The sequence below is a fragment of the Catellatospora sp. NPDC049133 genome, assembly GCF_040648455.1.
GTDB lineage: Bacteria > Actinomycetota > Actinomycetes > Mycobacteriales > Micromonosporaceae > Catellatospora > Catellatospora aurea.
The window spans coordinates 92,869-107,985 of sequence record NZ_JBEZDT010000020.1; the positions used below are offsets into that span (position 1 = coordinate 92,869).

Sequence of the window (15,117 nt, forward strand, 5' to 3'; positions counted from 1 at the left end):
CCTTCCCTCGGAGAGGAACACCATGACGACGCAGGAGCACACGATCCTGAGCGAGCCGGTGGCGTGGAGCGACGACCGGCTCGAACTCGGCGAAGGAGCCCGCTGGGTCGACGGCCGCCTCGTGCTCGTGGACCTGCTCGCCGGGCGGCTGCTGGAGACCGGCGGCGACGCGCCCGGCCCGCTGCGTGAGCTGTACCGGCTGGATGTGCCGCTGGGCGCGGTCGCGCCGGTGGCCGGACAGCCCGGCCGGTGGCTGGCCGCCGCCGGCACCGGCCTGGTCCTGCTCGACGGCGGACTGGTCCACCCGCTGACCGACCTGGAGTCCACCAACCCCGTCCCGGCGCGGATGAACGACGCGGTCGCCGACCCGCGCGGGCGGTTCTGGGCCGGGAGCATGACCTACGACGCCACGCCGGGCGGCGGCACGCTGTTCCGCCACGACGGCATGACGCAGGCGGCGGTCACGGGGCTGACCATCACCAACGGCCCGGCGTTCGACGCGACCGGCACGGTCATGTACCTCGCGGACACGCCGCTGGGCCAGGTCGACCGGTTCACCGTCGACCCGGCCACCGGCGAGCTCTCGGAGCAGACGCCGTTCCTGCGGCTGACCGCCGACGACGGGTTCCCCGACGGCATGACCGTCGACGTCGCGGGCAACCTGTGGGTGGCGCTGTGGGGCGGCCACGCCGTACGCCGCTACCGGCCCGACGGCACCCTCGACCGGCAGATCCGCCTCGCCGCAGCCCAGCCGACCAGCGTGTGCCTGGGCGGCCCGGACATGCGGCGGCTGTTCGTCACCACCGCGTCCTATGGGCTCTCCGCGCCCTCGCCACTCGACGGAGCACTGCTGGCGGAGGACGTCGACATCCCCGGTTCACCTGCCGCCGCCGCGGACCTTGCACGTGGATGAGGCGGCGGCACGGCAGCCGACCCGTCACCGCCCGGCGCAGGCGGCCTCCAGGGCGGTCAGGTACGAGCGGGCCCAGGCCTGGATGTCGTTGGCGCGCACCTGCGCCCGCATGGCGGCCATCTGCGGGTTCGGCTCGGCCGGGTCGGCTTCCAGTGCCTCGATCATGGTGTCCTTGAGGCCCTCCACGTCGTGCGGGTTGACCAGGTAGGCCTGCGTCAGCTCCGCGGCGGCCCCGGCGAACTCGCTGAGCAGCAGCGCCCCGCACCCGTCGACGCGAGCGGCGACGTACTCCTTGGCGACCAGGTTCATGCCGTCGCGCAGCGGGGTGACCGCCATGACGTCGGCGGCGCGGTACAGTGCGGCCAGTTCGGTGCGGTCGAAGACCTGGCTGAGGTAGTGCACCGGGGCGACGCCGAGCCGGCCGAAGTCGCCGTTGATCCGGCCGACCTCGCGCTCGACCCGGTCGCGCAGCAGCCGGTACTGCTCGACGCGTTCCCGGCCCGGGATGGCGACCTGCACCAGGACCGTCTCGGGGACCTTGAGCCGGCCGTCGGCGAGCAGTTCCCGGTAGGCCTTGAGGCGGTGCTCGATGCCCTTGGTGTAGTCGAGCCGGTCCACGCTGAGGATCACCCGCTGCGGGTCGCCCAGGTCGGCCCGTAGTTTCGCGGCCTTGTGCACGACCTCGTCGCGGCTGGCCAGTGCCTCCATCTCGGCGGTGTCGATCGACACCGGGAACGCGCCGGTGCTGGTGACGCGGCCGTCGAGTTCGACGCCGCGCTCGTCGACGTTCGCGCCGAGCACCTTCGCGACCAGTTGTCGGAAGTTGTGGACCGCCTGGATGCGCTGGAATCCGATCAGGTCGGCGCCGAGCATGCCGCGCAGCAGTTCGGCGCGGCGCGGGAGCTGCATGAACAGCTCCGGGGGCGGGAACGGCACGTGCAGGAAGAAGCCGATGCGCAGGTCGGGGCGTTGTGCGCGCAGCATCGCGGGCAGCAGTTGCAGGTGGTAGTCCTGCACCCAGACCACGGCGCCGTGGGCGGCTTCGCGGGCGGTGCGGTCGGCGTAGCGCTGGTTGACCCGCTGGTAGGCCTCCCACCAGCGGCGGTGGTGCACCGCGGGTTCGACGGCGTCGTGGTAGAGCGGCCACAGGGTGGAGTTGGCGAAGCCCTCGTAGTGGTCGCGGATGTCGTCCTCGGACAGCTCGACCGGGATCAGGTGCACGCCGTCGACGTCGGGCAGCGGTGGGGTGGGGCCGGGCTTGTCGGCCCAGCCGATCCAGGTGGCCGGCTTGTTGATGAGCACGGGATGCAGGGCTTCGCCCAGGCCACCGGGGCTGCGCCGCCACTCGAAGACTCCTTCGGAGGCGGCGGCGTCGTTGATGGGCAGACGGCTGGCGACCACGACTAGCGAGGCGTCCCGCATCGGGTGCCCCCTTTCCGGGCTTTTACTGACATGAGGACGGTTCGTGCGGCTCTGCGGTTATTGATCGGGCCACGCGAACTTGTACCAACCCAAAGTTACGCCGCGATTACAGAACGCACTTCCTTCGTTCGTGCCAGTCTTTCTCACAGTAATCGCAGAGTTCCTCGCGATCCATGTTCGTCTCATCACGCCGTACACAATGGACGGTTTGATTACGCAGCTCGCACGTGCGAGAAGCAGGCGTGAACGTGAATCACGCCCCGATTCCAGCTCAGGTCCGACCTCACTGTCCGCACATCCGCGCGCTGTCGGCCCACTCACCAGGTGATGAAGATTAGCTTCTTGACCTTGCTCATATATGTAGCTAACTTTCACGTAGCCGAACAACTCTCTCGGAGGCTGTCGATGAAACATCTCGCCGCCGCCGTCGCAGCCCTGGCGGTCGCTCTGCCCGCCCCCGCCGCGGCACGGCCCGCCCCGCCCCCCGCCGCCGAACACGGCTGGGTCACCTCGACCCTGCGGCGCATGAGCCTCGAACAGAAGGTCGGCCAGCTGTTCGTCACCTACGTGTACGGCTCCGACGCCGACGACCCCGCCCCGGCCGACCGCACCGCGAACCTCGCCGCCTTCGGCGTCGAGACCCCCGCCGAGGTCGTGGACCGGTTCCACCTCGGCGGCGTGGTCTACTTCGCCTGGTCGCACAACCTCGACAACGTGCGGCAGATCGCCACGCTGTCCAACGGGCTGCAGGCCGCGTCACTGAGCCCCGGCGGCAAGGACGAGGTCCCGCTGCTCATCTCCACCGACCAGGAGCAGGGCGTCGTGCAGCGGATGCCCGCGCCGTCGGCCCAGTTCCCGGGCTCGATGGCGCTGGGCGCGGCCCGGTCCCCGGCAGCCGCCCACCTCGCGGCCGAGGTCACCGGCCGCGAGCTGAGCGCGGTCGGCGTACGCCAGCCGTACGCGCCGGTCGCCGACGTCAACGTCAACCCCGCCAACCCCGTGATCGGCGTACGCTCCTTCGGCGCGGACCCCGCCGCTGTCGCGGGCCTCACCGCGGCCCAGGTCGCCGGATTCGAGCAGGGCGCGGGAGTGACCGCGGTCGCCAAGCACTTCCCCGGCCACGGCGACACCGCCACCGACAGCCACACCGGCCTGCCGGTCATCCACCACACCCGCGAGCAGTGGGAGCGCATCGACGCCCCCGCGTTCCGGGCGGCGATCGCCGCCGGCGTCGACTCGATCATGACCGCGCACATCGTCGTGCCCGCGCTCGACCCGTCCGGCGATCCGGCCACCCTGTCGCCGACCATCCTCACCGGAGTGCTGCGCCAGGAGTTCGGCTACCAGGGCGTGGTCGTCACCGACGCGCTCAACATGGCCGGGGTGCGCACCAGGTACGGCGACGCCCGCGTGCCCGTACTGGCCCTGAAAGCCGGCGCGGACCAGCTCCTGATGCCGCCGAACCTGGCCCTGGCCTACGACTCGGTGCTGCGGGCCGTGCGCGACGGGGAGCTGACCGAGCGCCGCATCGACGAATCGGTGCGCCGCATCCTGTCGGTCAAGTACCGCCAGGGGCTGAGCCGCTCGCCCTACGTCGACGTCGAGGCCGCGGTCTCATCCGTCGGCGCGGCCGACCACCTGGCGGCGGTCGCCGAGGTCACCGACCAGACCCTCACCGCCGTACGCAACGACGCCGGGCTGCTGCCGCTGCCGGGCGCCGACCGGTCCGTGCTCGTCACCGGCTGGAACAACGCGGCCTTCAACCCGATCGGCAGGCTCGCCGACGGCTTCACCAGCCGCGGCTCGCGCACGACCGCGCTGCCCGCGACACTGCCGTCTACCCAGGCCATAGCAAACGCCGCAGCCCAGGCCGCCCAGCACGACCTCACCGTCGTCCTGGTCAACAAGGCCTGGGACACCGCCGTCGGCGACCCGCGCGCCAGCCAGCAGCAACTCGTCGCCGCCCTGGTCGCCACCGGCAAGCCCGTCATCGTCGTCGCCGTGCGCGACCCGTACGACATCGCCCACCTGCCCGGGGTCAGCACCTACCTGGCGGCCTACACCTACACCCCCGCGGCCATGGACACCCTGGTCCGGGTGTTGCACGGCGACCTGTCCCCGCACGGACGGCTGCCGGTCACGATCGTCGCCGCCACCGACCCCGCCACGACCCTCTACCCCGCCGGCCACGGCCTCACCTGGTAGGAGAAACCCTTGTTACGCAGAAACCTCATCACCGGCGGCATCGCCGCGGGCGCGCTCGGCGCGACCGCGCTCGCCGTGCCCGCCGGGGCCGCGCCGAAGCCGCGCCGGGTCCAGACCGGACTGGATCGGCTGGTCGCCGAGGGGTTCGCCACCCTCGCCGGGCAGAAGGTCGGCGTGGTGTCGAACCCGACCGGCGTCGACGCCGACTACCGGCACCTGGTCGACCTCATCCACGAGTCCGGCCGGGTGAACCTGGTCGCGGCGTTCGGGCCCGAGCACGGCTTCCGCGGCTCCGCGCAGGCCGGCGGCAGCGAGGGCACCGGCATCGACGCCCGCACCGGCGTCACCGTCTACGACGCGTACGGCGCCTCGCAGGCCAAGTGGGAAGAGCTGATGACCCGGGCCGGGGTCGAGACCGTCGTGTTCGACATCCAGGACGTCGGCGTGCGCTTCTACACCTACATCTGGACCATGTACACCTCGATGGTCGCCGCGGCCCGGCTGGGCCTGCGCTACGTGGTGCTCGACCGGCCCAACCCGATCGGCGGGCGGGCCTACGGGCCGATGATGACCCCCGAGTTCACCTCCGGCGTGGGCCTCAAGGAGATCATCCAGCAGCACGGGATGACGGTCGGCGAGCTGGCCCGCTTCTTCAACGCCGAGTTCCTGCCCGCCGAGGCGGGCCGCCCGGTCGAGCTGGACGTGGTGGCGTGCAAGCACTGGAGGCGCGACATGTTCGCCGCCGACACCGACGTGCCGTGGGTCATGCCCAGCCCCAACATGCCGACCCCGGACACCGCGCTGACCTACCCGGGCACCGGCCTGTTCGAGGGCGTGTCCTCGATCAGTGAGGGCCGGGGCACCACCCGGCCGTTCGAGCTGGTCGGCGGGCTGGCCACCGACTTCGACTACCACTGGTCCGACCGGCTCAACGACCGTGACCTGCCGGGTGTGCGGTTCCGGGAGGCGTACTTCGTACCGACGATCGCGGGGCACCACCCACCGCTGCTCAACAAGCTGTGTGCCGGGGTGGAGGTCAAGGTGACCGACCGGGCGGCGTACGACCCGATCCGGACCGCGGTCGCGATGCTGGTCGAGGCACGCAAGTATGCGGCGTTCGCGTGGCGGGCCGACTCCTACGACCCGGTGCGGCCGTACTGGGTGGACAAGCTCACCGGCTCGTCCCGGCTGCGCACGATGATCGACGCGGGCGCGGACGTCGACGAGGTGGTGGGCGCCTGGTCACAGGAGCTGGCGGCGTTCGAGCAGCGACGCCGACCGTACCTGCTGTACTGACAGCGCGCAGTGCCCCCCGGCCGCCGGTCCTCATCGGAACCCGGCGCCGGGGTGCGCTCATCGCGGTCCTCGCCACCAGTTCGCCTCACCCGTGAGCAGGACCTCGACGCCTTCCGGCGTCTCCCGGACCGTCAAGCACACCTGCTCGTACGCGGCCCCCACGCGGGACAGGATCCCCGTGACCGGACGGCACTCCCGCGTCCAGCCGTAACCGGCCAGCACCGCGCGCACCTGTGACACGGTCAGTTCGCCCTCCAGGAGCACCGTCCTGGCGCACAGCGCCCCGTTCTGGCCGCAGCCCTCGTCCCACTCCCGGGCGATCGACAGACCCGACCCCCACGGCACGGCATCCCTGGCCGAGGGCATCCGCGCGCCGGGAAATTTCGCCCCCACGAAACCCCAGCAGCCCACGAGCAGCATCGCCGCGCCCAGGGCGGTCAGACTTTCGAACCGCCGGCCGCGCACCGAGCGCCCCACGAGCATCACCACCACAGGCACCAGCGAGGCCAGCGCCGTGTACGGCAGCAGCCAGTCCTGGTCCGGTGCCAGCGGCCCGCTGTTCAACCACACGTGTGACGCCAGCAGGCACCCCACCAGCGCGATCGACTGCACCGCGAACGCGGTCACCGCCACTCGCAGCGTGGCAGCGACCACCACGACGACCAGCATCGGCACGAGCACGATCAGCGCGCACACCACCGCGATCCAGGGCTCCCCGAGGTGCCACCGACCGATCAGCGCCACCACCGTGATCACGGCCGGCACCGCATACGCCATCCGCCCCCGCCACCCGGCGGGCCGCCACCACGTCTTCAGCACGTGCGTATCTTGCAGGCTCCGGCGGCTCGCGCGCTGACCCGCGACCCGGCACCGCGGTCAGACCGGCCGGCCCGGCGGCAGGATCCGCTGCCACTCGCTGGAGTAGACGGTGCCGAACAGCCGCAGCTGGTCGCCTCTGCAGCTGTAGGTCTCGGGGGTGATCGTGGCCTTGAGCCGCTCCTTGGCACGCTGGCTTCCGTTGACCTTCAACGTGGTCCAGCCGGTCGCCTGCGGGTTGCTGTAGTTGATGGTCTTGTCGTCGGCCACGTAGTTGAGCTTCGTCGTGCCATTGTGGATCATCTCGAACCGGTCGCCGTAGCCGGAGCCGCGCCGGGTCGTCTTGTCGACGGTGGTCATCGTGCCATCGGCCTTGATCTGCATCAGCGTGCCCGAGCCCGTGAACTGGATCTTGTTGCCGTACATCTCCCAGTTGGCCGTGAAAGCGGTCTCCCGCCAGCTGCCGATCAGGCAGTCGGCCGGAGCCGCGCTCGGCAGCGGTGCCGGTGGCGAGGGCGAAGGGGACGCGGCGGCCGTCGGCGAAGGGCTCGGCGGCGCGGCCGGTTCAACGCGCAGGGCCAGGTAGGCCGCGGCACCCCCGGCCAGGCAGAGCACCAGCAGCGCGACGAGCGCCACCACGCCCACCACCACGGGCATGGTCCAATCACGACGGGGCGGAGTCGGCTGCACGAGAACAGCATCCGCAAGGATCACCGTGACGACAAGTCCCGAATCGATCACACAGCCGATAGTCGAGACGCGTCGCGGTCATTTGCCGGGCAGTACCTCGTCCAGGAAGTCGATGCCCTGCTCGATCAGGCCGCCGATGTCGTCGTGGCCCTCGAAGCAGTGGTCTGCCCCGGGCACGAGCACCAGGTCGGCCCGCACCCCGACTGCGCGCAGCGCCTCGGTGAAGGCCTGCCCCTGGCCGGGGCCCACGATCCGGTCGGCGGTGCCGTGCACGGTCAGGAACGGCGGCGCCCCGGCGTGCACCCGGCTGATCGGGTTGCCGAACGCGACGAACTCCCGCCGGCCGCTGACCGGCCCGCCGAACAGCAGCGCGGGCGGGGCGGCCGGGTCGTCCAGGTCATCGAAGTCGAACAGGTCGACCGCGCCGTACCAGTTGACGACCGCCTGGATCGCGGTGTCGCCGGTGCCGGTGAGCCCGGCCATCGCGGCGAGGTGGCCGCCCGCCGACTCGCCGAGCGCGGCGAACCGCGCCGGGTCCAGTTTCAGCTGGTCCGCGTAGAGGCGCAGCCAGCGTACGGCGGACTGGACGTCGAGCAGCTGGGCCGGGTACTGCGCCTCCTGCGCGAGCCGGTAGTCGATGTCGGCGACCGCCCAGCCGCGGTCGAGGAAGCGCTGGTGGAACCGGTGCGGTGCGACCGTCGCCGGCAGGCCCACCCGGCTGCCCTCCAGCCAGCCGCCGCCGTGCACCCACAGCAGCACCGGGAACGGCCCGTCGCCGGGCGGCAGGTGCAGGTCCAGGTGCAGCGGCCGGTAGCCGGGCACGACCGCCACGGTGCAGTCGGCGTAGGTGACGGTGGGCCGCGGCTCCGGTGGCGGGTATCCGGTCACGGGCGCACTCCATTCATGATCACTACGATGTGCCGAGAATACATCGAATGACGGCCGTGGCCGGCCGCAGCGAGCCCACCACCCCCGGAGGACATCACCATGACCATTCCCCGCCTGTCACCTGCCGGTTGGACGATCGCGGTCTTCGGCCTCGCTGCGCTGCTGCTGGGTGCGGTCGGCCTGATCAGCCCAGCCACGCTGCTGGCCGCGATGGGGTTCACCCACGACGGCACCGCCGCCCGTGCCGCGGACGACTACACGCTCGTGTTCGTCCGGACCTCGGCGATGGCCTCGTTCAACATGGGCGTGTACTACCTGCTCGCCGCCGTGAAGGACTGGACGGCGTTCTTCGCCTTCACCGTGGCGTTCCGGCTGGTGACGTTCGCCGTGTTCACCACCCTGGTGCTGACCGATGCCGCCCCCGCCGGCTTCTTCGCCGTGGCGGCCTGGGAAGGGGCGGGCGCACTAGCCACCTTCATTGCACTGCGTGCCGGACGAACCACAGCACAGCAGGTAGCCGCTGTATGACCCCCACCGCGTCGGCTGCGCTCGGCAGCCGGCCGGCGGGTGGGCGAGCCGGACCGCAGCGTTGTTCCGGTCCGCGGCTCACGCAAGCTCCGAGGCCACCTTTCGCCTGTTCAGCCACTCCCCTGCAGGCTCTGCCCACTTCCGCTCCGGCCACAGGCGAAAGGCCAGCCATTCGCGTGCCGCCGCGAGTCGGTCGGACATGTCGAATCGATCGGGGGTGGCGCGATACTCGCGTAGTGGTCGATGACCGAGAGCGACGATTCCCACGAGATCAGGCCGGTTCAACCGCCTCGACCAGAAGAGCACACGGGCCTCGGCACGGGGTTCGCGGGCCGCTGCCGCTTGCAGCCACCAGCCGAGGGCGTCGTCGGCATCCTCCAGACGTTCGGCCCACAGCGCAAGATCCCTGAGCACTCCCGGCGATCTCGGCTCCGGAAGACTCAACAGGATCGACTGACCGAGCAGGTTCAGTTGCGGATGCTCGACACCGTGTCTCCAGCAGAAGCCCGCAGCTCCCTCCGCATCATGATCTGCCCAATCCACTATCACGCTGACTGCGTGCGCATACTCGCCTTTTTCCATCAACAACATCGCGTACACCTCGGAAGCAGCGGCCTGACCCTCGCCGGCTGCCCGGTGAAGCACCTGGATCGCCTCACCACGAATGAGTTCATCGCGCTCGCTACGGCCGCCCACGATCGCCCTCAGCGCCTGGATCTCATACTCGCCGAGAACCCAGCCGGGGTATTCAGCAGAGGCGGTCTCCCGGCGCAACGGCAGCTGCCCGCCCAGGTACTGGTGGAATGTCTGCATTTCGAGCCGGTCACTTCGCAGCGCAGCAGCGAGGGTGTCGTGAGCAGCGGTGAGCCTCCCGACGCCGGCAGCGAACAGGAGAACCCCGAGCAGAACACCTGGCGCAGCGATCAGCAGAGGCAGACGGCCGTACGACCCCAGCACCATCAGATTGACGCACAGCGCGAACGCAACCGCCGAACGGAACTCACCCTCGGCTCGCAAGCGGTCGTACTCACCGAACAGCTCGGGTTCTCGACCGAGCAAGCGCATAGGCACGAGTGCGAACTCCCGCTCCAGATCCCGCAGACAGCGCTCGACGTCGACACGCCGCTCGATGATCGCGTGGCGCGTACGCATCGGGACGGACAAGGAAACCATCGTGGCCAGTTCAGCCGTGATCGGGTCTGCCAGGAAGGCCTGACGCGCCTCCCCGTCTCGGCTCAGCACCTGATCAAGACGGATCACGGCGGCTTCGTGGATCGTGAGTCTTCCCACTCCGCTCATCCTCATGCGGCCCGACCGCACGATGACCCCCAGCAGCGCGCTCGAGAGCACCTCGCTCAGTACGCCCACAAGGTATCCAGCGACGGTGGCGGCCGCGAGGGCCGGGGTCTGCCCGACGGCTTCGATCAGGCGATAGATCGCGCTCAGCACACCAACCGCGTCCTGCGGTCGCGGCAGGTACTCGCCAAGGAGCAGCCAGAGTCCGATCAACCAGATGAGACCCGCCACCAATGGCGCGCGGAGTTGCCGCACGCCTGGCAGAAGTGAGGTGAGCACACCTCCTCCCTATCAGATCGGCGGTGCAATGTGGATGGCTCGGGTGCTTCGTAGGCCGGGCAGAAGGAAGGGCCGGGAGAATCGGCTCCCGGCCCTTCCTTCGCCCCTGGGCGCCGCTCACAGCGCCTAGCGGTCCTCAGTCTTGCTAGGGGTTGACCACGCTCACCGTCAGGACGCCGCCGGACTGGCCGGTGACGGTGGCGATGACGCCGAGGCCGGCGACCTTCACGCTGCCCTGCGGGTTGGCGGTGCTGTAGTACGCGTCCGGGTTGGTGTCGTCGAACGTGGCGATGCCCGCGTTGGCCGGGGCGCAGGCCGCCACGGTCTGCACGGTCTGGGTCTTGCCGCTGCCGACCAGCACCTCCTTGTGCAGGCACAGCTCCGGCACCGGCTGGATGCCGAACGTCGCGTCGAACGGCTGGCGGCGGTTGCTGGGCCGGGTGCCGTCGGGGTACGCGAACGGCGCGGGCCGGGCGTCGACCGGCAGCGACAGGCCGGTGCCGGGGTGCTCGGAGGTGTTGTTGTCCTCGACGGTGTGGTTGACGTACCACACGAGCATGCCGGGGCGGAACGAGAAGAACTCGACCTTGTCCGGCGCGCTCAGGTTGTAGCTGAACTGGTAGGGGCCGGTGCGCAGGGTGTCGTCGTAGCCGACGTACTGGCGGTTCTCCAGCAGGTAGTAGCGGTCGGCGGTGGTGGTCACCGTGCCGGTCGAGCGCTGCCACTGGCCCGTCGCGGTCCAGGCTCCGGGCTGCTCGACGTCGTCGGTCAGCACGGTGGTGTTGCCGGCCTTGACGACGACGTCGTCGATGAACGCGCCGGCGAAGTGCACGCCGCCGTCGGTCTGGTAGCGGAACCGGAACTGCGTCGCGGCGCCGCCGGCGGTGTAGGACAGGCGCAGCGTGGTCCACTTGCCGTTCGACGAGCCGGTGATCGGCTGGCCGATCTGCGACCAGGTCGTGCCGCCGTCGGTGGAGTACTCGCCGTACAGGTAGTCGAAGCCGGCCTCGATGTCGTACCAGGCCTTGGCGGTCACGGTGACCTTCGAGGCGGCCGGCACGGCGTGCGACAGGGACTCGTTGAGCTGGTCGGCGCTGCCGGTCCACCAGGCGTACTGGCCCGAGGAGGGCGTGGTGTACGTCGTCGAGGTGGTCGCGGCGGGCAGGTTGACCTTGATCGCCTGGGCGTTGGCGGCGTCGGCGTCCTGGGCCGGGTCCAGCAGGATGGTGCCGCTCTGGCCGGGGTTGACCTCGCGGTAGTCGAGCCAGCCGAGGAACAGCTTCTCCTCGGGGCCCATCAGGCCGGGCGTGGTGCCGATGCCGTTGTTGGCCTCCGCGCCGTGGCCGAGCCACGAGCCGGAGCTCATCAGCGTCCAGAACGCGGTGGTGTTCTCGCCGCCGGCGGTGTCGTAGTAGTCCGGCAGGCCGAGGTCGTGGCCGAACTCGTGGGCGAACACGCCCAGGCCGCCGTTCTCCGGCTCGGTGGTGTAGTCGCCGAGCCAGTAGTTCGAGTTGCCGATGCGGGCGCCGCCGGACAGGTTCTGCTGGCCGCCGACGCTGGGGCCGGACACGCCGTAGTCGGTGGCGTTGACGTACCAGCGGTGCGACCAGATGGCGTCCTCGCCCTGCGCGCCGCCGCCGGCGTCCTCGCCCTCACCGGCGTGCACCGCCTGGAAGTGGTCGATGTAGCCGTCGGACTCGTCGAAGTTGCCGTCGTTGTCGAAGTCGTAGCGGTCCCAGACGTCGAACTGCGCGAGGTACGCGTTGATCTGGTCGGGGGTCATGGTCGCCAGGGCGTGCTGGTACCAGGCGTTGCCGGTGTCGCCGATGAACGCCCAGGAGCCGCCGTTGTCCTCGATGGCGTTGTCGCCGTAGTAGGACGCGTTGTAGGGCACCTTCACCCAGTCGCTGACGGTGTTGGTCACCGAGTACCGGCCGGAGGACAGGTCCTCGTAGAAGGTCTTCATCGACTCGCCGGAGCCGTTGAACAGCTGCTCGTAGTGGGCGGTGTCGAAGTCGGGGGCCCATTCGGTGGAGTTGTTCACCGAGCGGTCGGGGGCGGGGATCTCGTTGTGCAGGGGGCCGGGGGCGGTGCCGTACTTGCCCACGCTCTGCGTGCCGAACTCGGACAGGATCGTGAAGATCTTGTCGGTCTTCTCGAACGCCACCTCGACGACGTTGTCCGTCGCGGCGTCGACGGTGACGTTGCCCTTCGCGTCGATGCGCGCCTTGCCGCGGGCGACCATCTCGAGAGCTGCCTTGCGCTTGGCGAGCCACTGCTCGGTGCGCGGGCCGGGCCGGTTGTCCGGCCGGTGGGCGGCGGCGGCCTGCGCGCCGCCTGCCGCGTTCCCGCTGGGGGCAGGTGCTGCACCGGCCGGCCATTGCAGGGCAGCGACTACCATCGCCGCGCCGGCCGCGCCGGCGACAGCGGAGATGGTGAGCTTCCTCATCGTGTTGATCCCTCCGGGGCGGAAATTATGAAGCAGTTTTCGCTTCACTTTGCGGAGCCTCACACAGAACGACGAGTTCATCTCTCCGCCGCCGAGCCGGGTGGTCCGTGACACGGATGTCGCGGTCGCGTCGCGGACGTCGGCCGGCACCGTCATCACCGGGCCGGCTGCGGTCGCGTGGGCAATCCTGCAACACCGGGAGCCGACGGCGAGGGCACCCAGGCCCCGCATCCACTACATATCGACCAACGTCGCTGCAAATGTGGGCGCGAACGGCTCCGACATCGAGATTGGCCAGTTGACTGCGTTCCACGGGCTCGTCTAACGTCGCCGGGAAGCGCTTTCCAGCGCCTTCACGACCGGGTTACCGCAGCAGACGGCCCGGTGCCAGGCACGTCCCATGCCGTCGCCCAACGGCATGGTCCGCTCCCAGCACAAAGGACGCACACCGATGAAACCGCACACACCTCACCGCCGGCGCGCACGCCTCGCCGCACTGGTCACCGCCGCGGCCGCGGCCGCGCTGACCGTCATCGCCGGCACCCTGCTGACCACTCCCGCCAGCGCCGCGACGCTGTTCAGCGCCGACTTCGAATCCGGCGCGAGCGGCTGGTCCAAGTCCGGCGGCGACTGGACCGTCGTCGCCGACGGGTCCCAGGTGTTCCAGCAGGCCAGCGCCACCACCGACCGCGCCCGCCAGTTCGCCGGCTCCAGCAGCTGGACCGACTACACCGTGCAGGCGCGGGTCAAGCCGCTGACGTTCGGGTCCGGCGGCGTCGCGGCCCTGGTGTCGCGGTCCAGCGGAGCCACCGTCATGTACCGGCTCGCGCTGACCGGCGGCAACCGGGTCGAGCTGCAGTACATGAACGGCAGCAGCATCACGGTCCTGGCGGGCGTGTCCCGCACCGTGTCGACCGGCACCTGGTACACCCTGCGGATCACCACCAGCGGCACCACCGTCAGCGGCTACGTCGACGGCACCCTGGTCGGCTCCGCGGCCAGCACGGCGATCGCGGCCGGCCGCATCGGCCTGTTCACCGGGTACGCCAGTGCCCGCTTCGACGACGTCAGCGTGACCGACAGCGTCACCACCCCACCCAGCAGCCCGGCTCCGTCGGGCAGCAGCGCTTCGCCGTCGCCGTCGAGCGCGTCCCCGTCACCGTCGAGCGCGTCGCCGTCGCCGTCCAGCGCGTCGCCGTCGCCCAGCGTCAGCCAGCCGCCGTCCGGCACGCTGTACGTGGCGCCCAACGGCAGCGCGAGCGCGGCCGGCACCCTGGCCAGCCCGACGACGCTCGCCTCCGCGATCACCCGCGTCACCGCGGGCGGCACGATCTTCATGCGCGGCGGGACCTACAGCTTCTCCTCCACGGTGACCGTCGAGACCGGAAACAACGGCACGTCCAGCGCCCGCAAGAAGATCGCGGCGTACCAGAACGAGGTCCCGGTGCTGAACTTCTCGGCCCAGGCCGAGGACCCGGCCAACCGCGGGCTCGCCGTGAACGGCAACTACTGGCACGTGTACGGCATCGTCGTGGAGCGGGCCGGTGACAACGGCATCTTCGTCGGCGGCAGCAACAACGTCTTCGAGCGCACGATCACCCGGTTCAACCGCGACACCGGGCTGCAGCTGTCGCGGACCCTGTCCAGCACCCCGCAGAGCCTGTGGCCGGCCAACAACCTGATCCTGAGCGCGGAGTCGCACGACAACGCCGACTCCGACGGTGAGGACGCCGACGGCTTCGCCGCGAAGCTGACCGTCGGCTCGGGCAACGTGTTCCGCTACGCCGTGTCGCACAACAACATCGACGACGGCTGGGACCTGTACACCAAGACCGACACCGGGCCGATCGGCGTGGTGACCATCGAGGACTCGATCGCGTACAACAACGGCACGCTCAGCAACGGCGGCCAGGCCGGCGCGGGTGACCGCAACGGCTACAAGCTGGGCGGCGAGGACATCGGGGTCAACCACATCGTGCGGCGCAACATCGCCTTCAACAACGGCAAGCACGGGTTCACCTACAACAGCAACCCGGGTTCGATGACGGTGTCGAACAACATCAGCATCGACAACGACGAGCGCAACTTCTCCTTCGACGCGGGTTCGTCGGTGTTCCGCAACAACACCTCGTGCCGGTTCAGCAGCGGAACCAACGACCGCATCGTGGGCAACTCCGACAGCTCGAACCAGTTCTGGTCGGGCACGAACGGGTCGCGGTGCTCCGGGCTCAGCGGTGCCCTGGGCTGGTCCTTCGCCAGTGACGGCCGGCTGGTGGTGACGCTGGGCGGCGCGGTGGTCACCCCGTAACCGCAACGCGAGGCGGGGCCGTCGACC

Annotated in this window: 11 protein-coding genes; 5 read left to right on the plus strand and 6 right to left on the minus strand. The window is 70.3% G+C overall.

Translation table 11 applies throughout. From position 1 onward, the window contains the following. Nucleotides 1–22 precede the first annotated feature (22 nt). Entirely contained in the window at nucleotides 23–913 is an 891-nt protein-coding gene (locus tag AB0B35_RS23025; protein ID WP_361048744.1) for an SMP-30/gluconolactonase/LRE family protein, read from the plus strand. Between the two features lie 24 nt (nucleotides 914–937). Here AB0B35_RS23025 and AB0B35_RS23030 read toward each other — a convergent pair whose 3' ends face one another. Then, a complete protein-coding gene (locus AB0B35_RS23030; RefSeq protein WP_361048747.1) occupies nucleotides 938–2,335 on the minus strand; it encodes a trehalose-6-phosphate synthase in 1,398 nt (465 codons plus the stop codon). A gap of 405 nt (nucleotides 2,336–2,740) precedes the next feature. On the opposite strand from AB0B35_RS23030, the gene AB0B35_RS23035 reads away from it, so the two are divergent. Both AB0B35_RS23035 and AB0B35_RS23040 read left to right on the plus strand, forming a co-directional pair. Further along, nucleotides 2,741–4,540, plus strand: a complete 1,800-nt coding sequence (locus tag AB0B35_RS23035; RefSeq protein ID WP_361048749.1) for a glycoside hydrolase family 3 N-terminal domain-containing protein — start codon at nucleotides 2,741–2,743, stop codon at nucleotides 4,538–4,540. 9 nt (nucleotides 4,541–4,549) lie between these two features. Then, complete coding sequence (locus AB0B35_RS23040) at nucleotides 4,550–5,836, plus strand: DUF1343 domain-containing protein (RefSeq protein ID WP_361048751.1); 1,287 nt, start codon at nucleotides 4,550–4,552, stop codon at nucleotides 5,834–5,836. Between the two features lie 57 nt (nucleotides 5,837–5,893). Here the strand turns inward: AB0B35_RS23040 and AB0B35_RS23045 are convergent, their stop codons facing one another. The 3 genes from AB0B35_RS23045 to AB0B35_RS23055 all read right to left on the minus strand — a co-directional run bounded on the left by AB0B35_RS23045 (nucleotide 5,894) and on the right by AB0B35_RS23055 (nucleotide 8,230). Continuing rightward, nucleotides 5,894–6,655, minus strand: a complete 762-nt coding sequence (locus AB0B35_RS23045) for a hypothetical protein (RefSeq protein WP_361048752.1) — start codon at nucleotides 6,653–6,655, stop codon at nucleotides 5,894–5,896. Nucleotides 6,656–6,712: 57 nt separating this feature from the next. Then, a complete protein-coding gene (locus AB0B35_RS23050) occupies nucleotides 6,713–7,309 on the minus strand; it encodes a hypothetical protein (protein WP_361048754.1) in 597 nt (198 codons plus the stop codon). Between the two features lie 111 nt (nucleotides 7,310–7,420). Next, the gene (locus tag AB0B35_RS23055; protein ID WP_361048756.1) at nucleotides 7,421–8,230 is read right to left on the minus strand and encodes an alpha/beta hydrolase; all 810 of its coding nucleotides are present in this window, start codon (nucleotides 8,228–8,230) and stop codon (nucleotides 7,421–7,423) included. Nucleotides 8,231–8,329: 99 nt separating this feature from the next. On the opposite strand from AB0B35_RS23055, the gene AB0B35_RS23060 reads away from it, so the two are divergent. Continuing rightward, entirely contained in the window at nucleotides 8,330–8,758 is a 429-nt protein-coding gene (locus AB0B35_RS23060) for a hypothetical protein (protein ID WP_361048758.1), read from the plus strand. 78 nt (nucleotides 8,759–8,836) lie between these two features. On the opposite strand, the gene AB0B35_RS23065 is transcribed toward AB0B35_RS23060, so the two are convergent. Then, nucleotides 8,837–10,333: a hypothetical protein gene (locus AB0B35_RS23065; RefSeq protein ID WP_361048760.1), complete on the minus strand. Its 1,497-nt coding sequence runs from the start codon at nucleotides 10,331–10,333 to the stop codon at nucleotides 8,837–8,839. A gap of 145 nt (nucleotides 10,334–10,478) precedes the next feature. Beyond that, the gene (locus AB0B35_RS23070) at nucleotides 10,479–12,782 is read right to left on the minus strand and encodes an immune inhibitor A domain-containing protein (RefSeq protein ID WP_361048762.1); all 2,304 of its coding nucleotides are present in this window, start codon (nucleotides 12,780–12,782) and stop codon (nucleotides 10,479–10,481) included. A gap of 451 nt (nucleotides 12,783–13,233) precedes the next feature. Here AB0B35_RS23070 and AB0B35_RS23075 point away from each other — a divergent pair, with 451 nt between their 5' ends. Next, a complete protein-coding gene (locus AB0B35_RS23075) occupies nucleotides 13,234–15,090 on the plus strand; it encodes a LamG-like jellyroll fold domain-containing protein (RefSeq protein ID WP_361048764.1) in 1,857 nt (618 codons plus the stop codon). The last annotated feature ends 27 nt before the right edge of the window (nucleotides 15,091–15,117 follow it).

Coding starts and splice junctions, on each gene's coding strand:
- AB0B35_RS23025 (WP_361048744.1), top strand. CDS start 23: ATGACGACGCAGGAGCACACGATCCTGAGCGAGCCGGTGGCGTGGAGC.
- AB0B35_RS23030 (WP_361048747.1), bottom strand. CDS start 2,335: ATGCGGGACGCCTCGCTAGTCGTGGTCGCCAGCCGTCTGCCCATCAAC.
- AB0B35_RS23035 (WP_361048749.1), top strand. CDS start 2,741: ATGAAACATCTCGCCGCCGCCGTCGCAGCCCTGGCGGTCGCTCTGCCC.
- AB0B35_RS23050 (WP_361048754.1), bottom strand. CDS start 7,309: ATGCCCGTGGTGGTGGGCGTGGTGGCGCTCGTCGCGCTGCTGGTGCTC.
- AB0B35_RS23060 (WP_361048758.1), top strand. CDS start 8,330: ATGACCATTCCCCGCCTGTCACCTGCCGGTTGGACGATCGCGGTCTTC.
- AB0B35_RS23070 (WP_361048762.1), bottom strand. CDS start 12,782: ATGAGGAAGCTCACCATCTCCGCTGTCGCCGGCGCGGCCGGCGCGGCG.
- AB0B35_RS23075 (WP_361048764.1), top strand. CDS start 13,234: ATGAAACCGCACACACCTCACCGCCGGCGCGCACGCCTCGCCGCACTG.